Source organism: Nocardia sp. NPDC049149, assembly GCF_043197455.1.
Lineage (GTDB): Bacteria > Actinomycetota > Actinomycetes > Mycobacteriales > Mycobacteriaceae > Nocardia.
Genome location: NZ_JBICTD010000001.1, coordinates 561,231 through 585,806 on the forward strand (window position 1 = coordinate 561,231; position 24,576 = coordinate 585,806).

Annotated in this window: 24 protein-coding genes; 6 read left to right on the plus strand and 18 right to left on the minus strand. The window is 64.3% G+C overall.

The genetic code is table 11. The features are described 5' to 3' along the window. Window positions 1–108: 108 nt before the first annotated feature. Window positions 109–897 carry an alpha/beta fold hydrolase gene (locus ACGFNJ_RS02730; RefSeq protein WP_393442635.1) on the plus strand — a complete coding sequence of 263 codons (789 nt, stop codon included), beginning with the start codon at window positions 109–111 and terminating at the stop codon, window positions 895–897. 36 nt (window positions 898–933) lie between these two features. Here the strand turns inward: ACGFNJ_RS02730 and ACGFNJ_RS02735 are convergent, their stop codons facing one another. The 3 genes from ACGFNJ_RS02735 to ACGFNJ_RS02745 are packed head-to-tail and all read right to left on the minus strand — an operon-like array spanning window position 934 to window position 3,931. Next, window positions 934–1,533 carry a TetR/AcrR family transcriptional regulator gene (locus ACGFNJ_RS02735; protein WP_393442637.1) on the minus strand — a complete coding sequence of 200 codons (600 nt, stop codon included), beginning with the start codon at window positions 1,531–1,533 and terminating at the stop codon, window positions 934–936. 50 nt (window positions 1,534–1,583) lie between these two features. After that, window positions 1,584–2,402, minus strand: coding sequence for a crotonase/enoyl-CoA hydratase family protein (locus ACGFNJ_RS02740; RefSeq protein WP_393442639.1), 819 nt, complete (start codon window positions 2,400–2,402; stop codon window positions 1,584–1,586). After that, window positions 2,399–3,931 carry an acetyl-CoA acetyltransferase gene (locus tag ACGFNJ_RS02745; protein WP_393442641.1) on the minus strand — a complete coding sequence of 511 codons (1,533 nt, stop codon included), beginning with the start codon at window positions 3,929–3,931 and terminating at the stop codon, window positions 2,399–2,401. Before ACGFNJ_RS02745 ends, ACGFNJ_RS02740 begins: the two co-directional genes overlap by 4 nt. 135 nt (window positions 3,932–4,066) lie before the next feature. Here ACGFNJ_RS02745 and ACGFNJ_RS02750 point away from each other — a divergent pair, with 135 nt between their 5' ends. From ACGFNJ_RS02750 to ACGFNJ_RS02765, 4 genes are all read left to right on the plus strand, one after another. Next, the gene (locus tag ACGFNJ_RS02750) at window positions 4,067–4,813 is read left to right on the plus strand and encodes a crotonase/enoyl-CoA hydratase family protein (RefSeq protein WP_393443723.1); all 747 of its coding nucleotides are present in this window, start codon (window positions 4,067–4,069) and stop codon (window positions 4,811–4,813) included. A gap of 177 nt (window positions 4,814–4,990) precedes the next feature. Continuing rightward, window positions 4,991–6,100 carry a DUF4185 domain-containing protein gene (locus tag ACGFNJ_RS02755; RefSeq protein ID WP_393442643.1) on the plus strand — a complete coding sequence of 370 codons (1,110 nt, stop codon included), beginning with the start codon at window positions 4,991–4,993 and terminating at the stop codon, window positions 6,098–6,100. Between the two features lie 101 nt (window positions 6,101–6,201). After that, the gene (locus ACGFNJ_RS02760; RefSeq protein WP_393442645.1) at window positions 6,202–7,407 is read left to right on the plus strand and encodes an erythromycin esterase family protein; all 1,206 of its coding nucleotides are present in this window, start codon (window positions 6,202–6,204) and stop codon (window positions 7,405–7,407) included. 31 nt (window positions 7,408–7,438) lie between these two features. Beyond that, window positions 7,439–8,128, plus strand: a complete 690-nt coding sequence (locus ACGFNJ_RS02765; protein WP_393442647.1) for a class I SAM-dependent methyltransferase — start codon at window positions 7,439–7,441, stop codon at window positions 8,126–8,128. 2 nt (window positions 8,129–8,130) lie between these two features. Here ACGFNJ_RS02765 and ACGFNJ_RS02770 read toward each other — a convergent pair whose 3' ends face one another. Further along, the gene (locus ACGFNJ_RS02770) at window positions 8,131–9,585 is read right to left on the minus strand and encodes an alpha/beta hydrolase family protein (RefSeq protein WP_393442649.1); all 1,455 of its coding nucleotides are present in this window, start codon (window positions 9,583–9,585) and stop codon (window positions 8,131–8,133) included. A gap of 160 nt (window positions 9,586–9,745) precedes the next feature. Further along, a complete protein-coding gene (locus tag ACGFNJ_RS02775) occupies window positions 9,746–10,342 on the minus strand; it encodes an alpha/beta family hydrolase (protein ID WP_393442651.1) in 597 nt (198 codons plus the stop codon). Between the two features lie 228 nt (window positions 10,343–10,570). Here ACGFNJ_RS02775 and ACGFNJ_RS02780 point away from each other — a divergent pair, with 228 nt between their 5' ends. Continuing rightward, the gene (locus tag ACGFNJ_RS02780) at window positions 10,571–12,406 is read left to right on the plus strand and encodes an acyl-CoA dehydrogenase (RefSeq protein ID WP_393443725.1); all 1,836 of its coding nucleotides are present in this window, start codon (window positions 10,571–10,573) and stop codon (window positions 12,404–12,406) included. Between the two features lie 51 nt (window positions 12,407–12,457). On the opposite strand, the gene ACGFNJ_RS02785 is transcribed toward ACGFNJ_RS02780, so the two are convergent. The 13 genes from ACGFNJ_RS02785 to ACGFNJ_RS02845 form a co-directional block, all read right to left on the minus strand. Next, the gene (locus ACGFNJ_RS02785; protein ID WP_393442653.1) at window positions 12,458–13,642 is read right to left on the minus strand and encodes a diguanylate cyclase; all 1,185 of its coding nucleotides are present in this window, start codon (window positions 13,640–13,642) and stop codon (window positions 12,458–12,460) included. A 759-nt stretch (window positions 13,643–14,401) separates the two neighbouring features. Further along, window positions 14,402–14,944 carry a hypothetical protein gene (locus ACGFNJ_RS02790; RefSeq protein WP_393442655.1) on the minus strand — a complete coding sequence of 181 codons (543 nt, stop codon included), beginning with the start codon at window positions 14,942–14,944 and terminating at the stop codon, window positions 14,402–14,404. Between the two features lie 68 nt (window positions 14,945–15,012). After that, a complete protein-coding gene (locus tag ACGFNJ_RS02795; protein WP_393442657.1) occupies window positions 15,013–15,915 on the minus strand; it encodes a DUF6881 domain-containing protein in 903 nt (300 codons plus the stop codon). 55 nt (window positions 15,916–15,970) lie between these two features. Next, window positions 15,971–16,396: a hypothetical protein gene (locus ACGFNJ_RS02800; protein ID WP_393442659.1), complete on the minus strand. Its 426-nt coding sequence runs from the start codon at window positions 16,394–16,396 to the stop codon at window positions 15,971–15,973. A 9-nt stretch (window positions 16,397–16,405) separates the two neighbouring features. Continuing rightward, window positions 16,406–19,204, minus strand: a complete 2,799-nt coding sequence (locus ACGFNJ_RS02805; RefSeq protein ID WP_393442661.1) for a hypothetical protein — start codon at window positions 19,202–19,204, stop codon at window positions 16,406–16,408. A gap of 284 nt (window positions 19,205–19,488) precedes the next feature. Continuing rightward, a complete protein-coding gene (locus ACGFNJ_RS02810; protein ID WP_393442663.1) occupies window positions 19,489–20,088 on the minus strand; it encodes a hypothetical protein in 600 nt (199 codons plus the stop codon). 81 nt (window positions 20,089–20,169) lie between these two features. Further along, entirely contained in the window at window positions 20,170–20,454 is a 285-nt protein-coding gene (locus ACGFNJ_RS02815) for a hypothetical protein (RefSeq protein WP_393442665.1), read from the minus strand. 15 nt (window positions 20,455–20,469) lie between these two features. Further along, window positions 20,470–20,679 carry a hypothetical protein gene (locus tag ACGFNJ_RS02820; protein WP_393442667.1) on the minus strand — a complete coding sequence of 70 codons (210 nt, stop codon included), beginning with the start codon at window positions 20,677–20,679 and terminating at the stop codon, window positions 20,470–20,472. Further along, window positions 20,679–21,452, minus strand: coding sequence for an N-acetylmuramoyl-L-alanine amidase (locus tag ACGFNJ_RS02825; RefSeq protein WP_393442669.1), 774 nt, complete (start codon window positions 21,450–21,452; stop codon window positions 20,679–20,681). Before ACGFNJ_RS02825 ends, ACGFNJ_RS02820 begins: the two co-directional genes overlap by 1 nt. Window positions 21,453–21,517: 65 nt before the next feature. Beyond that, window positions 21,518–21,961 carry a hypothetical protein gene (locus ACGFNJ_RS02830; protein ID WP_393442671.1) on the minus strand — a complete coding sequence of 148 codons (444 nt, stop codon included), beginning with the start codon at window positions 21,959–21,961 and terminating at the stop codon, window positions 21,518–21,520. A gap of 76 nt (window positions 21,962–22,037) precedes the next feature. After that, window positions 22,038–22,502: a hypothetical protein gene (locus ACGFNJ_RS02835; protein ID WP_393442673.1), complete on the minus strand. Its 465-nt coding sequence runs from the start codon at window positions 22,500–22,502 to the stop codon at window positions 22,038–22,040. 43 nt (window positions 22,503–22,545) lie between these two features. Beyond that, entirely contained in the window at window positions 22,546–22,941 is a 396-nt protein-coding gene (locus ACGFNJ_RS02840; protein WP_393442675.1) for a hypothetical protein, read from the minus strand. Window positions 22,942–23,233: 292 nt separating this feature from the next. After that, a complete protein-coding gene (locus tag ACGFNJ_RS02845) occupies window positions 23,234–24,520 on the minus strand; it encodes a hypothetical protein (protein WP_393442677.1) in 1,287 nt (428 codons plus the stop codon). Between the last annotated feature and the right edge of the window lie 56 nt (window positions 24,521–24,576).

Genomic DNA, 24,576 nt, shown 5'->3' on the forward strand with positions numbered 1-24,576 from the left:
TGGGTAACTCGCCGGGTACGGGCCAACTTTCCTACAGGCATCCCGCCGGTCGCCAACGCCACTGTTGACGCACCTGAGTCTGGCCTGAATACGCGGAGAGGCGGGACAGTGACGTTGAACCATCACCGAATCGGCAACGGCGAACCGCTGGTGCTGGTGCATGGGATCGGCAGTCGATGGCAGGTGTGGGAGCCGGTCATCGGCGCGCTCGCCGAGTCCTTCGAGGTGATCGCGGTCGATCTGCCCGGCTTCGGCGATTCGGCGCCACTGGCGGAAACCACCGTCGACACCCTCACCGACGCGCTCGCGGAGTTCCTTGCGGCGCAAGGGCTCGAACGGCCACACCTGGCAGGCAATTCGATGGGTGGGCTCATCACGCTGAACCTCGGTGCGCGCGGGCTCGCCAGGTCGGTCACCGCGTTCTCGCCGATCGCGTTCTGGGACACCAGCGGTCGGATCTGGTGCCAGCAGTCGCTCGGCAAGTCACGCATGCTCGCGCGCCGATTGCAGCCAGCGCTGCCGACGATCCTCGGCACCGCGGCGGGCCGCACCGCATTCCTCAGTCTGGTTTTCGGCAAAGCGTGGGCGGTGAACGCACAGGTCGCGGTCGCCACCGCGAACGGCGCGGTCGACGCACCCGGCTTCGAGTCCGCCCTCGCGTCGTTCGCGGACGCCAAGCTGCACGACGAGGGCAATCTGGCCGACATCCCCGTCACCATCGCCTGGGGTAGTCGCGACATCCTGCTGACCTACCTCACGCAAAGTCGCCGCGCCCGAACGGAATTGCCGAATGCCAGGCACGTCACGTTGCACGGTAGCGGCCATACCCCGTTCTACGACGACCCCGAGGCGTGCGCGCGGGCGGTGTTCGACACCGCGGGCACCGGGATCCGGTAGCGCCACAACAACTTTCCAGACGGGCGGGCCACCTGCCTATCGACCTCGGCGCGGCTCCGTCAACGTGTCCGGATGCGCCGTCCCCAGCAGAATGCGCACCGCGTTCCGCCAGCGCTGCTTGATGACCAGATTCCGATCCACCTCACCGGTCAGCAACACCCGCATCGCGAGACCGGTCATGATCTCGATGGTGAACTCGGTGATCGTCGGCACCCGAGGGTCGTCGGGGAACTCCGCCCGGAAACTGTCCCGAATGCTGCTGTGCATCAGCTCGAACAGCCGACGCTCCAGCGGCAGGAACGCGGCAAGCAGTTCCGGGTCGGTGCGCGCACCCACCCAGATCTCCAGCGCGGCAAGGAACGAGGGCCCGCTGAGCATCCGCATGGTCAACTCAACGGCGACCTCCAGCCGATCCGCCGTCGCGGGAATGTCCTCGAACTCCTTGGTCAGCTGGTCATATCTGCGCGCGGCAAGGTGTTCGACCGCACCGGCCAGCAGCTCGGCCTTGGTCGGGAAGTGATGCTGCAGCGTGCCACGCGGCACCCCGGCCCGCTTCTGCACCGCGAGCGTGGTTGTGCCTGCGTAGCCGTCCTCGATCAGGCTCTCCAGCGCCGCGTCCAGGAGGCGCGTGCGCATGCGCGCCCTGCGCTGCGCCTGCGTCTCCCGGACGCGTACTCCCACGGAGGTCAGCGCCCCTGCCACTGGGGTTCGCGCTTCTGCGCGAAGGCCAGCGCACCCTCGGCGGCATCCTTGGAAAACAGTGCGGGCAAAGCGATTTCACCCTGCTTCGCGAATCCCTCCGCAACGGTCCAGTCCGGTGACTCGTCGATGATCCGCTTGCTCGCGGCGACGGCAAGCGGTGCGGCAGCGGCAATTTCGGCGGCCAGCTCCAGCGCGGCGGCCAACGCGCCACCGGGCTCGGTCACCCGATTGACCAGGCCGAGCTGATAGAGCCGTTCGGCACTGACCCGCCCGCCGGTCAGCGCGAGCTCGGCGGCCATGCTGCGCGGTAACCGCTGGGTGAGACGCAGCACGCCACCACCCGCCGCGACCAGCCCGCGCTTGACTTCCGGGATGCCGAACTGGGCATCGCTCGCCGCGACAATGAGATCGCCGGAGAGCGCCAGCTCGAATCCACCCGCGAGCGCGAAACCCTCGACCGCCGAAATCATCGGCTTCACCGGAGGTTTCGCCGCGATGCCCAGCGGACCGCGGCGCTGCGTCATCGGCATCTCGCCCTTCGACGCGGCGACGAGATCCATACCGGCACTGAAGGTTCCGCCAGCGCCGGTGAGCACGAGCACTCGGGCGGTGTCGTCGGCTTCGAACTCGTCGACGGCGGCCTCGATGGCCTGTGCGGTCGCCAGATTGATGGCGTTGCGGGCCTCGGGCCGGTTGACGGTCAGCACGGTGATGGCGTCACGCCGTTCCACCAGAATCACTTCTGGCCCACCCGCCGCCCGATCACCACCCCTCATGGAGTCGCTCTGCGACGCTGAATTCATTTGACGGTCCTCTCGGTGAGCAGGGCGAGCTTGTCAGCTGCGGCGATCTCGGCCGCAGCGCCGAGCGGATCACCGTCGACAAATGCGGCGACAGTCTCGGCATCCGACGCCCGAACCAGTATGCGGGCGCCGGTCGGGGTGAGGGCACTGACCACAACAGCCTCCGCCTCGTCGGCATGCTCCGGTGCGGGGCCCTTGCGGTAGACGACGGTGTAGGACTCGACGTTTACCGGCCCGGTGTAGCCGGGCGCGGCCGCACGGCGCGCCACAGGCACCTCCGCTTCGATCGAATGAAACAGCCGCGCAGGCGGTTTCGCCGAGTACACGCCAACGCCATGTTTGGTGATGTACCAGCCGAGCGCGGTCGCCAGACCGTAGGCATCGGGGTCTTCGCGCAACAAGCCGACGAGTGTCGCGATCGAATGCGTGGTGTAGTTGTTGCCTGGCCCGCCCGCGAACGTGAGCCCGCCGGTCACCGACAACGGCCGCGCCGGATCGTCGATCGGCAGGCCGAGCGCCTCGGCAGCGACCTGCACCGCGACCGGAAAGCACGAGTACAGGTCGATGTGCGCGACCTCATCGATGCCGATGCCAGCGGCGCCGAGCGCGGCTTGCCCGGCCGCCGCAATCGCAGGCGAGACGGACATGTCCGCACGTTCGGTGACGATCCACTCGTCAGTCGCGGTCGCCCCACCGTGCGGGAACACCCACCGGTCCCGTGGCACCCCGGCGGCGTCGGCAGCGGCCGCGCTGCAGACGATCAGCCCGGCGCCCTGATTCACCGACAGGTTCGCAATGAGCAGCTTCGGATACGGCGTAGACACCAGCCGATTCGTCGACGACGGCGTCACCAGGTCGGCGGCGGCGTGCGACTCCGGTTGCCACGCATAGGGATTGCGCGCCGCGATATCGGACAGCCGCGACCACAGGCCGCCGATCCGCGCTCGATGCTCGGCCTCGCCCAGTCCGAGCCGACCGCGCAGCGCGGTTTCCATCAGGGCATAAAAGTACACCGGGCCCCACATCCCGGCGTCGGTTTCCATGTCGGAGTTGGGCGCTCGGTCCGAGCCGATGAGTTCGCTCGGCGCCAGGTCGTCCGGCTGCTCCGGCCAGTCGAGCGCGGCGCCGGTGCGGGTCGCGGTGTTCCATGCGGCCACCGCCTCGGCGCCGGTGATCAGCGCGATGTCGGACTGCCCGTCGGCGATGGCCTGCGCGACGGTGTTGAGCAGGCGCTGCGGTGCGTCGCCGCCGAAGCGCACGGACTGCATCGTCCGCTTCGGTGTCGCGCCGAGTTCGGCGGCGACGAGTGCGCCGAGGTCCGCGTAAGGCCTGCTGACCGGCGCGGCGGCCGCGATCAGGTCGGCCGAGCGCAGCAGCCGGTCGGCGGTGCCGCTGTCGGCGCCCGCGCGGCGCAGGGATTCGGCGGCGAGTGCGACCGGCCCCGGCAGTCCAGGCTCGTCGTTTCGGTGCACGACCTGCCCGGCGCCGACGAGCACCGGCGTTCGGGGGTCCATTCCCGCTGGCAGCATTGTTCCTCCGCTCCTCGCGGTTACCGTCAGCATTGACGGTAACTTGAGTTCGATTAGAACAGACCCCGTTCCACCGGGCAATGACCCACTGGACCAGAACTGACTCACGGGTAAGATCCGAGAATGGGCACCAACATCGCGCTGCGGTTCGACGGCGACCGCGCCTACGTCACGCTCGACCGGCCGGACAAGCACAACGGCCTCACCATCGACATGCTCCGAGACCTGATCCGCACCGCCGACACCATCGCGGGCCGCGACGACGTGCGCGCGGTCATCCTGTCCGGCAACGGCCCCAGCTTCAGCAGCGGACTCGACATCGCCAAGGCCACCGGCGATCCGCTGTCCATCGTCCGCAGCTTCGTGCCGCTACCGTGGCGTGGCACCAACACCTTCCAGGAAGCCTGCTGGTCCTGGCGCAGGCTGCGGGTTCCGGTGATCGCCGCGGTGCACGGCCGCTGCTACGGCGGCGGGCTGCAACTCGCATTGGCCGCCGACGTCCGCTTCGCCACCCCGGACTCGGAGTTCTCGGTGATGGAGGGCAAGCACGGACTCGTGCCCGACATGACCGGCGCAGCCACGTTGTCCCGGCTGATCGGCATCGACAAGGCGCTGCTGCTGACCATGACCGCGGACACCGTCGACGCCGCCTACGCCGAGCGCATCGGCCTGGTCACCGAGGTCACCGCGGATCCGGTCGCCGCCGCGGAGAAGCTCGCCGAGCGGATCGCGACCCGCTCCCCGCATGCCGTCGCAGGCGCCAAACGACTCTTCGACAAGGCATGGCACGCCTCGACACGCCGCACGTTCGCAGTGGAACGCGCGACCCAGCTACCGCTGATCATTCGGCTGGCAACACAGGGGAAGTCCTCGAAAAGCTAACGCGGCAACGGCCTGTCCCCCGGGCTCGGCACCACATTTTGGCGAATTCACTGCTAATATTTGAGGGATTTGCCAGCCAGTCGAATTGTGGTGCGTTACACACCGCGAGGGGTCTGTGTATCGCGGGAAGTCTGTGTTTCGCATCGCTCTCGGCGAGAATCCGGAGGGCTCACAGACTTGACCAGAACAGCATCCATCGTGCTTTCAGCGTTGGCGGGTGCTTCGGCCTTGCTTCTCACCGTCACTGCCACCCCGGCCACCGCGAACCCGAACACGATCAATCCGATTCCGGTGCTCAACGGCAGCAACGGCCTACCCAATCTGCCAGGCCGCAGCAAGGCCGTGTTCCAGATGACCGGCATGGCAAGCCCGAACAACACCCAGGCCTACAACGTGCTCGGCACCGACCTCGGGATCATGTGGGACAACGGGAACGGCGAGCTGCTCACCGCCTTCGGCGACACCGCAGGCCTCGGCTTCCCCAATCTGCTCGCGGGCAGCTTTTGGGCGTGGCGCTCGAATATTCTGACGCGTAGCCATACCCAGAACCCGGCGAATGGGATTTATTTCGACAGCGTGGTCCGGGATGTATTCGGTCAGGCCCGTGATTTGATACCGAGTCCGAAGATTCCCTTCCTGGAGATCAGTCGCATTCCGACAGCAGGCATTTCGGTCGGCGGCGTGCAATTCATGAGCTTGATGTCGGTGCGCAGTTGGGACGAGGTCGGCCAGTGGAGCACCAACTATTCCGGGCTCGCCGCCTCCGGCGACAACGGGGAAACCTGGGGCGAACTGCCCGCTACCCGGCGGCCGGATGAGGGCGGCAACAGCAACTTTCAGATGAACGCATTCCTCAAGGACGGCGGCTTCGTCTACGAGTACGGCACACCGCCGGGACGCAACAACCAAGCGTTCGTCGCGCGGGTGCCCGAGGCGGAGATCACCGACCTCGGCGCATACGAGTACTGGGACGGCGAGCGGTGGCGGCGCGGGGATGTCAACGCCGCAGCGCCGATCATGTGGGGCGTCGGCGAACTCTCGGTGATGTACAACGCGTATCTGGGGCAATACCTCTCGCTCACCACCGACCCGTTCAACTCGGTCGTCATGCGCCGAGCGGCCGCGCCGACGGGGCCGTGGAGCGATCCCGAGGTGTTGATCGATACCAGGGAGCTGCCGAGCGCGTATGCCCCGTCGATCTTCCCGTACCAGACCGGGCGTGATCTGTACTACCTGACGACCGTGCACAGTCAGTACAACGTGCTGCTCATGCGCACGACGCTGTAAAGGTTTCGCGACGGGTTCTCCACGATCCGGCGCGACCCTTGACCTCAACGTTAGTTCATGTATGAGGCTGGGTCGCGTCGGATCGTCTTTCAGGAGGAACCATGGAAACCGCAGTGCGCGAATGGCTCAGCGCCAACGCCCGGCCAGTGCTCGGCACCGATCCGAACGCCGCAGGCGCCGATCTCGATCCGCTGATCGACCGGCTCGGGTCGGCGACGGTGGTCGGGCTGGGCGAGTCGACGCGCTTCTCCCAGCAGGTGTCCGGAATCCAGGAGCGGGTGTTCCGCGCACTGGTCGAACGATATGGCTTCCGCGGGTTGGCCATCCAAGACAGTGCCCGGTCCGGTGCCCGCTGGGACGACTACGTGCGCGCCGGGATCGGCGACCCCGAATCGGTGCTGGCCGACTCGTGGGCGCCCTGGCGAACCACGGAAACCGTTGCGGCACTGCGCTGGATCCGCGCGTTCAACCAGGCGCATCCGGACGACCCGATCCGCATCCTCGGCGTCGAACCGCCGCGCGCCGAAGCCACGGACTACGACGCTGTCCTCGACTACGTGCGACGCGTGGCACCGGATCGACTGTCCGCCATCGACACTCACCTCGCGCCGATCCGCACCGCGCACCGGATCGACGAGCACATCCAGCGGCATCGGGGCATCCATCCAGGTCGCCCCTTCGTCGAGGACGCGCGCGCTGCCCTGGCATTGGTCGAAACCTTGCCGAAAACAACGGAATACGCCGAGGCACTGGCGCACGCGCAGCTGATCGTCGACTTCCACGCCAACAGCGTCGCCGGAAAGGGCGGATTCGGCCGCGACTCGAGCGCCGCGGGCCAGCGGGTCATCGACTGGCAGCACCGCACCGGCGCGAAGGTCGTCTACTGGGACGGCATCGCCCTCACGATGAACCTCGGAGCAGCGTTGGGGACGGCCGCATTCCGTGGCATCGGCACCTACCTGCATGACGCGTTCGGCACCGGATACACGTCGGTGGCCATCGGTTTCCACCACGGCGACCTCGGCGTCGCCGTCGCGCCCGATCCACAACCGGAGCTGATCGATGCGATCCTCGGCGGCATCGACCTGCCCGTCTACTACGTAGACCTGCATGCCGACGCGCCCGAAGCGGTGCGCGCATGGCTCGACGCTCCGGCCAAGGCGCGCATCATCAGCGGCATGTACGACCCGGCCGAGGATGCAGGCGCGTATCTCGCGGTCGACTCGCTGGCCGGTGCCTTCGACGTCCTGGTGCACATTCGCGAAGCCACACCGGTGCACTGGTTGCCGGAGCCTGTCTCCGTGTAAGCCCCGGTCCACGATCAATAGACTCGCGGACATGGATGCGACCGATTGGGACGAGCGCTACGCGCAAACTGAATTGGTCTGGGGCGCACCACCGAACAACACGGTGGTGGAGCACGTCTACGGGCTGGAGCGCCGCACGCCGCTCCAGCCCGACACGGCCGACGGTCCGGCCCCCGAGCTGCCGCGCGCCCTCGACCTGGCCTGCGGTGAGGGTCGCAACGCGTTGTGGCTGGCCACCCACGGTTGGCAGGTGCACGCCGTCGACTACTCCCAGGTCGGCGTCGACAAGGGCCGCACCGTCGCCACTCGGCTGTCCCGCTCGGTCCGCAGCCGCATCACCTGGCAGTGCGCCGACGTCACCGACCTCGATGCCGCCGAGATCACCGGTCCGTTCGAGCTGATCCTGATGGTCTTCCTGCATCTGCCGAAGGACGAGCGGCGCGTCGTGCTCCGCGCCGCCGCGGAACTGCTTGCCCCGGAAGGCACCCTGCTCGTGCTCGGCCACGACACCCTCAACCTCACCGAGGGCTACGGCGGGCCGCAGGACCCTTCGATCTTGTTCACTCCGGACGACATCGCGGCCGACCTGGGCGACAGCCCCATTCGCATCCGGCTCGCGGACCGCGTCTATCGACCCACCGAGGGTCGCGATGCGATCGATGCCCTGGTCATCGCCACCCGCCCGGTGACAGGACCGGCCGAGTTGGAGTCCGGCGCATGAGGTCACCGCAGTAGCTGCCATTCCAGTGCCCACGGGATGAACACCAGACCGGCGAGCACCAGCACGCAGAGCCGAACGCGGAGCGCCCCGACCACCTGATCGCGGGCACGCCACCAACTGATCGCGGTCGCGGCGGTGGCAAGTAGCACCCCGACGGCACTGATCTGCAACATCAACCACGGCAGGGTGCGTCCTGCCACCAGAGCGGTGGCGCCTTCGCCGCTGGTTGCGAAAATCGACAGGAGATAGGACAGGGTCGCGACGACGGCAACGAGCCCGGCCGCGGCCAACCCTCGGGCAGGCCATCGCACGGGGTTGCGGCCGGTGCGCCCGACCCACGCCGACAACGGATACCCGGCGAATCCGATCAGCATCACCGCCAAGGCGGCGTATCGCACGGCGGCCGCCTCGTACCAGGCTCCGCTCGACGGCGCGCGGCTCGTATCAGATTGCGCAGGAACAGCTTCGGCATTCGACACCGGCGCACGACCTGCGACGACCGACTGGATCCACGATGTCATCGTTTCGGTGTAGACCGGCCCGAGCGCGCCGAGCGGCTTGCCGTTGAAGATCAGGCCGCCGACCTTGTCGAAGCCATCGGTGGTCACGTGCCCGGTATGGCCTGCGCCAGGGACGAACCGGATCGTCACGTGCTGATTGCCGGCGCGCGCCAACGCCTGCTGGAACACCGCGGCGCTCTCGGCGGGCGGGCACAACGTGTCGTGCTCACCCCACAGCGCCAGCACCGGCAGGCGTAGGCGCTCCAACACGGGCACCGGGTCGTGCCAGGCTTCCGGGAAGAGTCCGGTGTCGGCCATGTGCTGGGCGCCCGGTCCGGCGATCACGTCCCGGAGCGGCTCGGAAATCCCTTGGTGGCGTAGCTGATTGCCCAGGTTCCAGGTCTGGGTGCGTAGCGGCTCGAAGCCGGAGGCGCCGATCGTCACGAGGAACGCGAGGTCGGGCGCGGCCGCGGCGGCAAGTGGCGCCACCCAGCCGCCTTCGCTCAATGCCCACAGACCGACCTGCGTCGGATCGACGTCGGCGCGGTTGCGTAGCGTCGCGACGCCCGCGAGCACGTCGTCGGCCAACAGGTCGAAGTCGCGGTGCGCGAGGGAGTAGCCGTCGGTGCGTTTGTCGAAGGCCAGCGTGACGATGCCCGCGCGGGCGAACACCTCGGCCTCGGGCGCGTATTTGGCGCGCGGGCCCGGCCCAGCGCCGTGGACAAGGACGATGCCTGGACGCTTCGGCACGGCGGCGTCGGCGCGGGGGACGAAGACGGTGCCGTGCAGCGTCACGCCGTGACTGTCGAACGTGACTTCCTGCTGCACGATGTCCTGCTCGGCGGACGCGGCGGGTACGCCGATACCGAGGCACGCGAGCACCCCGACCGCGACGAGCGCCGGCGTGCGTAGTGGTGACGAATTGCGCTTCAACCAGGCGAAAAGGCCGATCTGCATGGGTGGAACGGTAGTGACCGAGCCGTCCTACTACATCGGGCCGTGGAGCTAGAACCCCAGTCCGACAAGCACTTTCAGCCATCCCGCCGACGAGGGATGCGGCAGTGGGTCGACTGCGGTACTACACCGATCTCCGACCGACGAAAACCGATGCCTCCGATCATGCACTCCAGCGCTGCAGCCACGGCGTGACGGTCTCGGCGATGACATCGAATCCGGTGCGGAACGAATGCGGCTGCCCCGCGATCACCTTGACCTCCGCGGCATCGGCCGGATCGGGGATGCCGAACGGGTCGCTGCCGCCGTTGATGACGACCACCTCGATATCGCCGGGTGCGAGCAACTCCGCGCGGCGCGAGTTCTCCGGCTTCCCCGGCGGATGCAGCGGAAACGACAGCGCGATCACCCCGCGCGCGCCGACCTCGATCGCTGTCCGGCAGGCCACGCGAGCCCCGTTGCTCCGCCCACCCTGGATCAACGGAATCTTCTTCTTCCGCGCGCGCAAGGCAGCGACGATCTCCAGCCACGCCTCGTCCTGCTTCACCGCGGACCCCGGCGCGCGCCGTCCAGCGACCCGATACGGCTGCACCACCCGTGCCACCGCGCCACCCAGTTGAACGGCCGCATCACGCACGGTCAGGATGTCCTTGGCGTCGACGCCGCCGCCGGAGCCATGCGTGAGAAGCAGCAGGAAGGCGGGCTTACGCGGCTGGTCGAGCTCGATCTCGGCCGGTCCGGCACTCGTCTCGATGCGCACACTTCACGGTAACCGGGTCGGCGTGTTTACTCCGCGCCCCACCGCGTGTCGCTGTTTTTCGCGTCACATTGCTCGCTCGAGCCTTTGCGAGCCCATTACTGGTCGGTAATATGGGCTCTAAGTTACCCGCGAGTAGCATGCGGAAAACCGGCTACCGGTGGAGCGAACAAACGGGCGGGAACGGCTAACCAACCGACCGCACCAACTCAACGGAGAGTGAGTACCGACATGGGTCACTACAAGAGCAACGTCCGCGACCTGGAGTTCAACCTCTTCGAGGTCTTGGGTCTTGGCTCCATCCTCGACAGCGGCGCCTACGGCGACCTCGACGCAGACACCGTCAAGGAGATGCTCAGCGAGGTGCGTCGCCTGTCCGAAGGCCCGCTCGCCGAGTCCTTCGCCGACGCCGACCGCAACCCGCCGGTGTTCGATCCGGAAACCCACACCGTCGCCATTCCCGAGTCGTTCAAGAAGTCCTTCCGCGCTCTGCAGGAAGGCGGCTGGGAGAAGCTCGCCCTGCCCGAGGAGCTCGGCGGGCTCGCCGTGCCGAAGACCGTGCACTGGGCCATCAGCGAGATGATCCTCGGTGCGGCGCCTGCCGCCTACATGTACGCGGCGGGCCCCGGCTTCAACGCCATCTTCTACAACAACGGCACCGAAGAGCAGAAGAAGTGGGCCAAGATCGGCGTCGAGCGCGACTGGGGCGCCACCATGGTGCTCACTGAGCCCGATGCCGGTTCCGACGTCGGCGCGGGCCGCACCAAGGCCATCAAGCAAGAAGACGGCACCTGGCACATCGAGGGCGTCAAGCGCTTCATCACCTCCGGTGACGCCGACGACCTGTTCGAGAACACCGTCCACCTGGTGCTGGCGCGCCCCGAGGGCGCAGGGCCCGGCACCAAGGGCCTGTCGCTGTTCTTCGTGCCGAAGTTCCACTTCGACCACGAGACCGGCGAACTCGGCGACCGCAACGGCGTTTTCGTCACCGGTGTCGAGCACAAGATGGGCCTGAAGGTTTCGGCCACCTGTGAGGTCACCTTCGGCGGCCACGGCATTCCGGCCAAGGGCTGGCTCGTCGGCGAGGTGCACAACGGCATCGCGCAGATGTTCGACGTCATCGAGAACGCGCGAATGATGGTGGGCACCAAGGCCATCGCTACCCTGTCGACCGGCTACCTGAACGCACTCGACTACGCCAAGAACCGGGTGCAGGGCGCCGACCTGACCAAGATGACCGACAAGGCCGCGCCCCGCGTGACCATCACCCACCACCCCGACGTGCGGCGCTCGCTGGCCACCCAGAAGGCCTACGCCGAGGGCCTGCGCGCGGTGTACCTCTACACCGCCGCACACCAGAATGCCGATATTGCCCAGCAGGTTTCGGGTGCGGACGCCGATGTCGCGTTCCGCGTCAACGACCTGCTGCTGCCGATCGTCAAGGGTGTCGGTTCCGAGCGGGCCTACCAGTACCTGACCGAATCGCTGCAGACCCTCGGCGGCTCCGGCTTCCTGCAGGACTACCCGATCGAGCAGTACATCCGGGACGCGAAGATCGACTCGCTGTACGAGGGCACCACCGCGATCCAGGCGCAGGACTTCTTCTTCCGCAAGATCGCCCGTGACCGCGGCGTCGCGCTGGCGCACGTGGCAGGCCAGGTCCAGAAGTTCATCGAGTCGGAGGCGGGCAACGGCCGCCTGAAGGGCGAGCGCAAGCTGCTCGCCACCGCGCTCGAGGACGTGCAGGCCATGGCGGCCTCGCTCACCGGCCACCTGATGGGCGCGCAGGAGAACCCGTCCGAGCTGTACAAGGTCGGCCTCGGTTCCGTGCGCTTCCTGCTCGCGGTCGGCGACCTGCTCATCGGCTGGCAGCTGCTGCGTCAGGCCGAGGTCGCCATCAAGGCGCTCGACAACGGGGCCACCGGCGCCGACGAGTCGTTCTACCAGGGCAAGGTCGCTGTTGCGCAGTTCTTCGCGCGCAACATGCTTCCCGAGCTGACCGCGGTGCGCGCGGTGCTGGCCAACCTGGACAACGACATCATGGAGCTGGACGAAGCGGCGTTCTGATCCACTGACAACGACGAAAACGGCCCGGATTGCTCCGGGCCGTTTTCGTTGTCACGGGATGTGCGAGTGCTGTCCTTCATGGTGCGCTCGGGGGCCGATGTCAGGTGGCGTTCGGGGGCCGATGTCAGGTGGCGTTCGGGGGCCGATGTCAGGTGGCGTTCGGGGTACGACGACAGGTGGCGTTCGAGCTGACAGTTCTTGGACGACAACCAGATTGCCGCCGAGTTGTTTGGCGCGATACATCGCGGTATCGGCGCAGCTGATCAGCGAGTAGGGCGTCGGCGAGGCACAGCGGCCGTCGAACAACGCGACGCCGACGCTCGCGGTCACCGCGACCGGGCCCTCCTGCTCGGCGACCGTTCGACGAATCAACTCCGCCGCGGTGCGCGCCGTCGACGCGTCGAGCCGCCCGAAGATCAGGAACTCCTCGCCACCCGTCCGCGACACCACCATCCCGGACGTTTCTACCGCGCGCAACCGGCTTGCTGTGCTGGTCAGGACCTCGTCACCCACCCGGTGACCGAAACTGTCGTTGACGTCCTTGAACCGATCGAGATCGACCGCGATCGCACAGACCGGGCCGTGCCAGCCCGTCTCGACCATCTTGACCAGGTGCAGTTCCAGGCCACGCCGGTTCAACAGCTTCGTCAGCGGATCCGTGACCGCGTCCTGGCGCAGCACCCAGTAGAAGAACTGCATCGACGGCAGCATGATGACGCCAGCGACCAGCGAGATCAACACGATCGCGACGCCGAGGAACAGGTCACCGCCGGCCACCACCATGCGCGCCGTCAGCGCGACACTCGACAACACCGTCCAACCCGCATGCAGGGCAAGAACTTTGGCGTTGTGCATGACCGCGAGATAGCCGCCGGTGACGACCAGCAGAATGACGCCGATCGCGCCGTATACCCGGTTCGACTCCTGCAGGTTGGCCACCGTGATCGAGACATCCGCGGCGGCGAACAGTAGCAACGATTCAGTCCGCGTCGGCCACGGCAACGTCCACCAGCGCACGGCCCAGAACACCGCGAACCCGGTGATGATCCAGTCGAGCAGCCGACCGAGCGGAGTGCTCGGCCCGGTCTCCGATGACAACACGAGCAGCGTGATGCCCGCCAAGAACACCCCACCAGCGCCGATAGCGACCTTCGTCCACCGAATCGCGACGTGGGAGTTGAGGGCGCGCGCCAGCCAGGCGTAGTCGGCGGGGTCTCGCCACCAAGCCTCGAGCATCGCGCGACCGTTGTCCACAGGGCCACCGCCTCGTCGAGAGGGACCATTGCTTCGCACACGCAGAACGCGAGATTTCGCCGTTGGAATCTCACCAGCTAACTTTCTCAGTGTACGACTGTTCGCTGAGTTGGGGTGGGGTGAGGTTGGTGTGGTGGTCGGCACAGGGTTGCAGAGCGGCGCGCAACCGCCTGATCAGGCATAATGCGTCCGATGCTCGGCCATTGGACTGATATCCGCGAGTGGCCCGGATTCCTCCAGGCCACCCTTCGATGCCGGGACTCTTCGCCGCCGACCTCCAGCAAACCTTGGATGTTAGCTACTCGGCCGACCGCGGGATCAGGATCGACTTGCCGGCCAACACGCCGCTTCAATGGTGTCCACAACGCCTTGCTGGAGCCGTTCCTGATTCTGGTCGTCAGCCATTACACGCGTTTGAACCACACGGACGTGGGCAGACATCTAGCCGCATCGCGTCATGCGAGAGTCACCGAGATTCGATATCTGCCGCCCAGCCATCGCGCCCACCTCGAGGCGGCGCAAATGCCTACCCAACGGTACTCGCGCCGAGCTTCGAAAGTGCCATCGCCCACCAGGACTCCGGGTTGCTGAATGCCGCCGCATCGATCTCCATAAGGGCTTTCCGCAACTCGGTAGCTCTTTCTGACCGCCCTGTTATCCCCGTGTCCTCGTCGATGAAGCGAGCGAACCCCAAGCGTCCACGTATTCTTGACGGTCGGTCACTGAATCCCCTCATGCTGGTCAAGAGCCGACAATCATTCCTATCTCAACTAGATAGTTATACCAAGGATCGTCTGTCCACCAGGGCTCTGCCCATAGCCCATGCGGGCCGTGGATCGCCGAATAACGAGGACCGAGCGCGACGGTGTTCACCAGTTCAGCTACATCAGGACACTCCAGGACGAACCCGTCCGCCAGACCGTGCCTGAAGTATAAGAAATCAAATATTAGCGCGGCACCGGTATCCAGATCGAGGAGCAGAGATTGTTCGTCGACGCTTCCGATTTGAATCAGATTGCCGTCGCGCACACAGTTTCCCTGATCATCAATTGGCGGCTGCCTCTTGAAAAGATGCTGCGGATTGAAATACACATCGCCGAAGGCGGGGCTGTCCGATAAACGATACAATGCCCGCAGTCCGGCCGGATACTCATCGGACAGTTCGATCCCATCGCTGATAAACAAGCGTGGCCTATCGTATTCATCCTGATAGTCCTCCGCCCATCGGCGATCCATCTCATCTTCAGATCTCAGGCTGCGCAACAATAGTATCTTTTCACTCATCTCGCGGAGATGATCAATCAAGTGAGCTCCGTTTGTTAGAGGAGGTTGCCAACCGCGCAATAATGACATTACATAAAGACTTCACCATGCGGCGGGGCCCCGGCGGCGAACCATTCCGCCTGGAACTCAACGGCAGAAATATCTTCGCCTTTGCAACCGGGTTGGAGAGATACTTCGTCAGCGGACGGTAGAGGCGCAGTTGCTAACCAGGTTGGCTCACCCTCCATGGAGACGCTTGCGAAGTCGGACCTCCCGCTGACAAATATTTCAACCTTCCGGCTCTCGTATCCATCATCATCGATCTCACTGAATACAATCGCGGGGTCATCGTCTGAGGCATTTGTCCGCATCACCTTCATGTACCGCATACCCGACTCTTCGGGAACGAAGTCAACGGCCATCTCTGCAGCCTTGTCGCGGCTGACGGTCAGCCCGTTCTCAACATCTACGACGCGATTGTCTCGTTTGACGTCAGATCCGCTAGGGGCAGCTGGACCCGGCACGCTTTGCCCATCTCTATATCCGTGCCTGCGGTGAGTTTCATTCAGATCATCCAAAATCCACCGAGGAACTGAGTCACGCGGATACATCTGCAGGTCATCCTCCAGCGCAAATCCGAAGGGCGTTTCACTGGCGGGCCGACTGTCATAATCGAAACTGGTGCTCACTCCACCGTCAGCGACCACGTCAATATTCATGGTGGACCAGGTTCCCCGGCCTTGGGAGTACATAATATCTCGAAGCTCGCCAATAGCCTCAGAAGGAAAAATATTCGGTATGCCCGAATACGGTCCATCGACAGTATCTATCTCGAGCTCGAGTTCTACAGTATGACCCACCGCCATATAGGTGGCACGTATTTCAGTCCGCTTCAGCGGTGCCTGCGTCGACATCTCTCCAGAAATTCGCTGGATTAACATCTGCTGCCGGAGCAACCCGAGCACGCCACGATTGTCAGCTTCGCTAGACATTGTCGATCTTATATGCTTCTTTTATTGACACCAGCCAGGCGATGCATGTTGGCGCTTACGAATTTCCCGCCTCATAATAGTCGGCATTACTGATACCCGCATGACGCAGCACCGCGAGAGCACGCTCCGATACGATAAGAGATAGATCGCCACTCAGCCCGAAATCCGACTCGTACGGCGATCCGGAGAACTGCATCCATCGCCATTTCGGCAACTCATCCGTCATCAGCATCTCAGCCTCCGGCGAAATTGTTACCGTCACATCGGCAAATGAAACACCAGTCAGCGAGCTTTCAGAAATTGCCCGCGCCAAATCCTCAGTAGCGATAAAACATGGAACTGATTCGACGATCGCGTCACCGAGCCAGTCACTGAACCGATACTCGAGTTTCGTTACAACAGCAGGCTGGGCCGAACGATCGTACTCGGTACCAGGCCCAAGCTCGCCGGCCACTTCAGGCTCGACCACAAAGAAGGACATGAAAGCACGCTACCATAAGGGCGGATTGAATATGAACCCGTACTTGCGATCCACTTGCGTTGCAAAGTCCAACAACTGCTGCTTCGTCGGTTTTGTACCGCTCGCCACGAAGGGTTTGTAAAATGCGTTCCATTCTTTCCTGATTCGACTCAAATGGACCCTGCTGTTAATTATTCCCCTTGGGATTCCTCGCAGATTCTCGAGAGAGTGGATCTCAGATGGTGTTACCACGCCGGGGAACCGAGTGAGAACCTGTTGTTCCACTGCGTGATGGACCACGTAGTCATTCGGATTCAGATGAGGGTTCGCCGCGAAGAACGTGCCGCGGTAATCCGTAGACGTCGAACTTCCGAAACCTGCGGGTGGAGAATTATTTGGATTACGCTGTGGCGACCCGCCGCCGGTCGCAGAGGAGTCGAATCGGTTTGCTGCCGCACCAGGGTTGCGGGCTCGTCCGTCGAAGAATCTGCTCGGGACACCAGCGGTCGCGAGGCCTGGACCTTCGATCGCCGTGCGGAGGGCTTGGCCGAAGTCCCGGAAGGTTTCGCCCCAGAGCCGGAACTCGGCCTCGATCAGTGCACCAATCTTCGACGTCGGTCCTGTGTTCGATGGCCGAGCAGGGGTCCCGGAGTTAGCCTCAGCTGGGCCACGGCGGCTGGGTATGGGTGTGCGATCAGCTGGCTGTGAAGATGGGGTTCCCTGCGCCGGACTTCCCTCGTTTCGGTTGGGGAAGTGTCCGGATTCGGGGAACTCCGGAAGGCCGCGGCCCGGCATACCGGTGGGGCCACTGGTTCCGTCTCGAAGCGCGGCACCGATGACCCCCCGTGCTCCAGCCGCCAGTGGCCGGGTGACAAACCCGCCGAGCTTTCCTAGCGCAGAGCCCGCAGCGAGACCGCCGAGGAGCGTTCCCATGCCAGCACCGATACGTCCTTCTTTGAAGTCCGAGTAGCCAAGGCTGTTGGCCAGATCCTTGACGATCTGATTCGCCTCACCCTTGTTCAGGCCGGGGATCGCCCCACTGTTGGCCAGTTCGTAGCCACCTGGCCCGCCTTGCGCGGTAAGAGCCGCAATAGCAGCAGTTTTCGCTACGTTCTTACCCAGAGCAGTCCATGCTTCTTTGAAGCCCTGGTTACTCGATCCGCCCTGGCCGATCAGCGGGAGTATGCCGTCATACGTATTGATGATCGCCATGCCGAACTTGGCGGCGAAGGAATCGTAATCTTGACCTATGGGCCCTTTTTCTGAACCAACCCATGGCATGCCCGGAACTTCGCCATGCTGTGTATTGAGCGGGCGGAAATCAATACGTTTATCGCCGTCCCGACCATTGCCCCACAGAGTCTTCGGCCCTTGCCCCGGCACCATGACGATCTCTTGCGTGAGCTCGGCACCAGTCCGATCTTTGTATGCTTTATTGGGCTTGAACCGGAGCGTTCCGTCCTGCTCACTTGTGAAGACGCCTTCAACCACGCCATTCTTTTCGACATTTCTGCCGCCAAGGCCATTCGGAGTAAGCTTGTAACCATCGGCGAGCATCTGCCAGATGAGCTCGCGTTCTCCGCCGACGCCTTCACGATAGTGCCCTTCGAATCCGCCTTTGAGATCGCTGGTAATGATCTCTTCCCACGGCTTATCGGTATTAGCGTCTTTGGTGACCCGAGTAACGATCTGATCATTCGCAGGGTCATATGTTTGGACGAATTTCTGGCCCCATTTATCGGTACCAAAGTTTGTTGTCGTCCCGTCGATTCCACCGCTGATTGTTCCGGAACCGTCGGGTCGCGTCTCCTTCGTCGAACCGTCGATCCGCGTCAGCGTGCCCGAGCCATCCGGCTTCGTTTCACCGACCAACCAGGGTGTGCTGTACTCCGGATCGCCAGGACGACTCGCGTATGTTCTGGTTCCGCCTCCGGGCAGCCGTTCGGTCTCGTAGACGGTGACACCATCGGTCTGCTTCTGAATCATCTTCACCGACGGAGAGCCGTCGGCGTTTTGGGATTGCTTCAGCCAGTTGCCGTTTCCATCGCCCTCTATGTACTCATTGGGGCCCTTGGCGAGGCTGGTGGCCGAGGCGGAGTCGTACGTGTAGGTCTCGGTGGTCCAGGGCTTTTCCTGGCCGGGGCCTGCGACATAGGTGACCGAGTGTTTGCCATCGGCATGGGCAGTCCAAATAGTGACGCCACCTTGGTCATTCATCACCGCCCGCGACCGGGTGATGTTGCCATGGCCGTCTTCGGTTTCGCTGTCGACGGTCTGGCCTCCGGTGCCGGCCACGATGGTGCTGGTCAGTGTGCCGCCGTTCTGGGTCGGCACAGTCTGCGGAACACCTTCGACCCGAGGAGCGGCAGGTTCCGCAGGTGGCGCGATGGGTTGCCCCGGCAACGGACCGGTCTGGGTCTTGTCGTCGACAGGTTTGCCTGTGCCCGGGTTCGTCGTAGCCGGCTGTTGGTTTTGGCCAGACTGCGGATTCGGCTGGGCTGGTTGCGGGTTCGGTTGGGCTGGTGGCGGGTTCGGTTGAACTGGTTGCGTCGGCCCAGTGCGCTGCCCCGGATTCGGGACATGCCCCGGCTGCGGTATCGGATACCCGTCCGGGCCGAGTATCGAGCCCGAGTCGGGGTCCGCGACGAGTGCCGTCGATGGAAGCACCACGTCGGGCACCGGCCGCTCGTCATTCGGAACACCACCGGTGTCGGCCACCGCAGCGACATGGGAAGTCTTCTCAGTCGACGTCAATCCGGCCGCTGACTCCGTCAGCTCCTGCCGGACAAAGGAACGAGCCACCATCCGGGCTGACGAGGCCGGGGTCATCCCATGGAAGTTGTATACGCGGCCGCCACCACGGGATGCGGCCGAATCATCAACCGCGACACCACCTGTCGACAACGAGGCCAGGTGCGCGGCACGCGCCGAAGCCCACGGCGCCACTTCGGTTTGCGTCGGCCACGCCGAACTACTCGCCATAACAGACCTCGATTGCAATCAGAATTCGAGAGAGCAGAAGATGCCGCGGGCTCAGCCCGGGAACAGGGGCAAGACAGCAAAGCGGCCCGGAATTCTCCGGGCCGCTTGTCTTTTCAGATTTGGGTCGTTGGTTAGAGCACTGTGTCTTCGAGCTCGGCGTAGCTCCACAGCCCCTGGCGGTACACGATGTCCAGCTTCAGCTTGCCCGGCTGGACATTCGGGTTCTGGTCGCCCCAATTCAGCTTCATACGGTGGATTTCGGTGAGCTTGGTCCGGTCGTAGACGACGTACAGCTCGAATTGATCGCCCGCTCCAACCTGGCGCATCTTGTCGACGCGCACGAATCCGGGAACATAGAACTGCATGCCCATCCCGCCCGGAGTGCCGTACACGACCATCGTCTTCAGCGCGTTCGGCGATCCAGGCGCCAGCGGCTCTGCGACGGAAGAGTAGTAGTAGGAGAAGATCCAACCACCATCCGAGTAGAAAGCGTCGCTGGTGATGAAGAACTTGCCCAACGGCTGCGCGCCGCTCCGCGACGGCAGCGGTGCGCGGCCGTTGTTGGTAATCAACACATTATGTACTTCGTGCAGCTTCGTATCGTCGTAGATGACGTAGATGTCGACCTCGCCATACTCGCCGACCTGACGCATTTCATCGATACGAACAAAGCCGGGGATAGCGAGTTCGGTTACCCACGCGTGGCCGCGCAGAGTCACAGATTGTTCCATGGGGAGCTCTTTCCGAATTCAGAAGTCTTCGAGGGTTACTGGAGGCAGAGTTCGACTGCAGAGTTGATGGTTGGACGTTCGTCAGAGCTCTTCCTGGAGGGAAGGCGGGATCCGGTATCGAGCCGACGGGGGCTCCTGTCCGGGGACGTGCAACCGCAGGAAGCTGCGGAGTTCGTCGATGTGGTGCTGGAGGGCGCGGATCAGGCGGATCGCATCGCGGAAGCGCTTCTTGTCATCTGCCGCTTGGGTTTCCAAGACATCGACGCGGGTACGCAGCTTGCTGACCTCACGCGCCTGCCAGGCCGTGATCGCACCGATCACGGTGGCGACGGCCATGCCGCAGGCCTGCACTAGTTCGGGATTCATCCACTGCTGACTCATTCATAGCCTGCCTTCCGGCAGGTCGACAGGCGTGACCGCCGGTCGGATGACGATCCCCGCGATCACGGGCGTGAGCAGGCCGTAGACCGTGAGCACCGCCTCGATCCACGAGGTGTCGATCTGGTGGCCGACGATGAACGCGATGACACCGGTGACGGCGACGAGCACCGACCGAATCAGTGCCGGCTCGGGAATCCTCTTGATAGACATCAGATCTTCCTCTCGGTCGCCGCCAGTAGGCGGTCCAGTTTGAGTTCGAGCGCCTTCAAGCGCTGTTCGTTGCGGTAGTCGGCGGCATCGGAATTGAGCACGTAACCGGCGACGGTGTCGCGGTACTCGGAGTCCGCGACCCTGGACTGGAAGCCGTAGGTCAACTCGAAGTGCACCCTGCGCAACTTGTCCAGCAGCTCACGCTGCTCCATATCTGAAAGTGCCATCAGTGCACTGCCTTTCAATCGATCCGTGATATCAGCGCGGAAGCGGTCCATGTCCATGGCGCCGGGATCCCACTTGCCTTGTTTGGGCCCGGCCCATTCCTTGTGGCCGATCACCCGATCGGCGCCGTGGCCGAGTTTGCGTAGGATCGCCGCACAAATTCCCACGTAGGCGTCGTACTGTGCGTCCGACCAGCCCTCGGTGCCGTTGTTGACGGCTTCGATGCCGATCGTGTGGTAGTTCGCGTTGTCCTCGGGCAGGCCGGGCCAGGACCCGGCGCCCGCATGCCAGGCGACGCCAACAGCGACGACGGTGACGGTCCCGTCCTTGGCCAAATGCAACTGCGAGAGCGGGCCCTCCAAAGTCGGCAGCCCATAAGCTATTTCGGTAGCCGGCGTCGCGGACCCACCGGTGTGGTGGGCGACGATGCCCCAGATCTCCCCGAAATCACCGTGGCCGCGCTCGCGCCAGCCGGGGAACTCGACGACCCGCAAGCCTTCCGCGCGGAGCACGTCCGCGAGCCATACCGGATCACCGGTCCAAGACATGGTTGTCCTGCCTTTCGCTGAAACTCAGCACTGATACGAGCTTTTCGAGGGGAGCACGACTCGAGTCAGGGAGTGACGTCGAAGTAGACGTATGTGGTCGCGCCGCCGACCACATTCGGGCCGTTGAAGCTCCCCTCGTTGCCGACGTGCACCGAGATCTTGTCCCCCGCAGCGAGTGTGACGACCTTGGCGTCGAGTTCGACCGATTTGCTGAACGACCCGATGGTGCCTGTTTGGACCGTCGCGTTGTTGACCATCAACATGACCGACAGTGACTGTCCGGCACTCATATTCGCCGACAACTCGACACCGCAACGCACGGTGGCAGTGCCAGGTCCGCTGGCAACGAGTTCGTGATTCTCGATCACCGTTCCGGGATATCCGGGCCGCACCGTCCAATTGACCAATTTGATGTCCGGATTCGACGGAACCGCTTGCACACCGTTCTTGTTCATACCCATGGAGACGGCCGTAGCGGGTGCTGACGCGCCGACAATGACGAAGGCCATGGTTCCTCTATTCATCCGGCTCGTGCCGGGTTGTAGTAGTTGTGTATGAGCCTCTGCCGCACTGTGTTCGGGCAAATCAGGTGATCTGGACGAAGGTTCCGGCATTGGCCGATACGTTGCCCGCCTCCCCACCTGAAACGGGCACGGAGAGCGCCTCCACTGTCACGACGTCACCCGCGGCGATGTCCACAGTCGCAGTGACCGACAAGGTGCCCGCCGGGCCGTCCAGTGGAGGCTGCGAGGTCGCCACAATCGTCGAATTGACGCGCAGTCGCGCCTGGAGCTTCGTTGCGGCACCACGGCCCTTAGTGGCGCCGGTATAGGCAATGGCGGCGGTCACCGTGGCGGATTTCTGTTCGCTGAGAGCCTTGAGGCCCTCCTTCTTCGGTCCGACGACGATGGACCCGGGGTATCCCTCGGTGTCGGCAACCCAACCAGTGATTTGGCCCCATTCGGCGTCTTCCGGCATCGGCTGGGCACCACTTTTCGTCATGCGGGACGGCAATGAGCCGGAGATCCCAGCGACAATGACGAACGACATCAGATCCTTCCGAGAAGATGAGCGAGTTTGTCGACGGCCCGCGCTACGGCTGGCTGAGGTCGAAGGAGAGGTAGGTGTTCACGCCTCCTGCGACCGTGGTGGCCCAGTTGAGGAACGACGAGCCAGTTATTCGCAACCACACCCGGTCGCCCCGCGCCAGGGTCAATGTCGTGGCCGGAATGACTACCGACGTAGCAGCGGTGGCGAATGTCTGGACCGAGGTATCGTTCAGCATCACGTCGAAGCTGCGCTTTTCGTTGAAGCCGAGATTGCCGGACACCTCCAGCCGGCAATTGACGGTCACCGTGCCGGGCCCACTGGAAACGAGTTCGTCGTTCGCACTGATGACGGTCTGCCCGTAGCCGCTGCGGACGACCCAGCCTGTCACCTTGCTGTTCGAGCTGTCGCCGGGGACCGACTGCGAGCCGTTCTTGTTCATACCCATCGGCACTGCGGATTCGGCTACACCTGCCGCAACGAGAAACGGCATCACTACACCACGGGTGAAGATGCGCTGCCCGTAGCCGTTTCGGATGCGGCGGGCGCAGTGCCGTCCGCACCGGAACCGGCAGGCGTCTCCGAGGGCTTCGGCGCTGTGCTGGAACCGTCCCCGCCGGAACCGGCAGGAGTTCCTGGCGGCTTCGGCGCCGTGCCTGAGCCGACCGAAACGGGTAGTTCATTCACGTCAAGCGGCCCGTAGTACATAGGCAAGCCAATACGTATCGACGGCATCAGACGGTCACTCCCTTGAGGCTGGCCTGCACTCCCTTACCGGCGCCGGTATCCAGCGTGGTGATGAAGACGGTGAGCCGATCGCCGGGGTTGACGGTCACAGTGAGCGGAATCGTCGTATCCCCAGTCTGATTCGCCGGGGTGATGGTCGCCGACGAGCCAGGAACCGCAGTGCCGTTCACCCGCAGTTCGACGACAAGGTTTCCAGTGCCTGCGGTTTCACCTCGATAGGTCACCGAACTGACCGCAACCTTGCGTTCGATCCGCAGACCCTCCGGCATCACGTTGCCCACGCCGGCGACACGAGTTCCGCTGTGCGACTTGAACGCAATGTCGTAGACCTGACCGGCCAGCGTGGGTGTCCGGACATCGGACAACCGCGCATCCGTGCTGACGATCGTGTCGATCGCCGTCCGCACGGCCGCCGGGTTGGCCGCAGTGAGCAGGGTACGCCCCAGCGCGGTCGAATCGGCGATCTGATTCGCCAGGTGGGTGTGCGAAGTCGGCGGGCGCGGGTTCGTCAAACGCGGATCGTCGCCTGCGACAGCGGTTGTCGCGGTATCGCCGATGATCGGCGCGAACGTCGCGGGCTTGCCGGTGATACCCGCCCACTCGGTGGTGCCCGCCTGGCCACGGATGACAACACCCTGGCCGTTCGGCAACCAGCCTCCCGTAGCTGCGTGATACACGTAGAGCAGCCCGTCCGCCTTCACCACATACTGGGCGCCTTCGGCGGGGGCGGCGGGCAGCTGAGCATAGGTGCCCACCTGTCCATCGATCTTGATGCCTTCACCGCGCGGCCCCATGACAATGGCGTTGCCCGCGGAGGCAGGCACCGGTGAGACCAACGTCAGATCGACCAGACCGGTCGAGCCCGCATCCGGGTTCTGCGAGTCGGCGCCCGGAATATACTCGGGCACAGTGAAACTGAAGGGCTCCATCGGAACCTGTTCGCCCTCGTAGGACAGGTCGAACGAGACCCGCCAGGTCCACGCGGAGGGATTCGTGGCAGCGCTGGGTGCGACGAGCCGCACACCTCGGCGACCACGCCAGGTAATGAAACCCCATTCGTCCAACTGGCACTCGTAGTGACTCGGCAGCTGGACATAGGTCGCCGGGCCCAACTGTGCGCCTGGGACAAGCACTTTCGGTGCGTTGGCGGTGAAGGTCAGGGTGCCGGTCAACGCCGGAAACTCGGGGGTGTCACCACTGTCACCGTCGTCGATGATGTTCGCGAGGAAGCGCCCGACGACTTTGCCGTACTTCAACGGGGGCAGATCGGCCATGGATCAATGCCTTTCGGACAGCAGGCAGCCGGAGACGGCATACCGTTTTGCGGAAA

Bases quoted from the DNA above. Each gene is read 5' to 3' on its own strand.
- ACGFNJ_RS02830 (WP_393442671.1), bottom strand. From the start codon at position 21,961: ATGGCCTTCGTCATTGTCGGCGCGTCAGCACCCGCTACGGCCGTCTCC.
- ACGFNJ_RS02845 (WP_393442677.1), bottom strand. From the start codon at position 24,520: ATGGCCGATCTGCCCCCGTTGAAGTACGGCAAAGTCGTCGGGCGCTTC.
- ACGFNJ_RS02745 (WP_393442641.1), bottom strand. From the start codon at position 3,931: ATGCTGCCAGCGGGAATGGACCCCCGAACGCCGGTGCTCGTCGGCGCC.
- ACGFNJ_RS02780 (WP_393443725.1), top strand. From the start codon at position 10,571: ATGGGTCACTACAAGAGCAACGTCCGCGACCTGGAGTTCAACCTCTTC.
- ACGFNJ_RS02805 (WP_393442661.1), bottom strand. From the start codon at position 19,204: ATGACCCCGGCCTCGTCAGCCCGGATGGTGGCTCGTTCCTTTGTCCGG.
- ACGFNJ_RS02735 (WP_393442637.1), bottom strand. From the start codon at position 1,533: ATGCGCACGCGCCTCCTGGACGCGGCGCTGGAGAGCCTGATCGAGGAC.
- ACGFNJ_RS02825 (WP_393442669.1), bottom strand. From the start codon at position 21,452: ATGTCTTGGACCGGTGATCCGGTATGGCTCGCGGACGTGCTCCGCGCG.
- ACGFNJ_RS02820 (WP_393442667.1), bottom strand. From the start codon at position 20,679: ATGTCTATCAAGAGGATTCCCGAGCCGGCACTGATTCGGTCGGTGCTC.
- ACGFNJ_RS02770 (WP_393442649.1), bottom strand. From the start codon at position 9,585: ATGCAGATCGGCCTTTTCGCCTGGTTGAAGCGCAATTCGTCACCACTA.
- ACGFNJ_RS02785 (WP_393442653.1), bottom strand. From the start codon at position 13,642: ATGCTCGAGGCTTGGTGGCGAGACCCCGCCGACTACGCCTGGCTGGCG.
- ACGFNJ_RS02740 (WP_393442639.1), bottom strand. From the start codon at position 2,402: ATGAATTCAGCGTCGCAGAGCGACTCCATGAGGGGTGGTGATCGGGCG.
- ACGFNJ_RS02790 (WP_393442655.1), bottom strand. From the start codon at position 14,944: ATGAGTGAAAAGATACTATTGTTGCGCAGCCTGAGATCTGAAGATGAG.
- ACGFNJ_RS02760 (WP_393442645.1), top strand. From the start codon at position 6,202: ATGGAAACCGCAGTGCGCGAATGGCTCAGCGCCAACGCCCGGCCAGTG.
- ACGFNJ_RS02815 (WP_393442665.1), bottom strand. From the start codon at position 20,454: ATGAATCCCGAACTAGTGCAGGCCTGCGGCATGGCCGTCGCCACCGTG.
- ACGFNJ_RS02840 (WP_393442675.1), bottom strand. From the start codon at position 22,941: ATGAACAAGAACGGCTCGCAGTCGGTCCCCGGCGACAGCTCGAACAGC.
- ACGFNJ_RS02810 (WP_393442663.1), bottom strand. From the start codon at position 20,088: ATGGAACAATCTGTGACTCTGCGCGGCCACGCGTGGGTAACCGAACTC.
- ACGFNJ_RS02765 (WP_393442647.1), top strand. From the start codon at position 7,439: ATGGATGCGACCGATTGGGACGAGCGCTACGCGCAAACTGAATTGGTC.
- ACGFNJ_RS02800 (WP_393442659.1), bottom strand. From the start codon at position 16,396: ATGTCCTTCTTTGTGGTCGAGCCTGAAGTGGCCGGCGAGCTTGGGCCT.
- ACGFNJ_RS02795 (WP_393442657.1), bottom strand. From the start codon at position 15,915: ATGTCTAGCGAAGCTGACAATCGTGGCGTGCTCGGGTTGCTCCGGCAG.
- ACGFNJ_RS02835 (WP_393442673.1), bottom strand. From the start codon at position 22,502: ATGTCGTTCGTCATTGTCGCTGGGATCTCCGGCTCATTGCCGTCCCGC.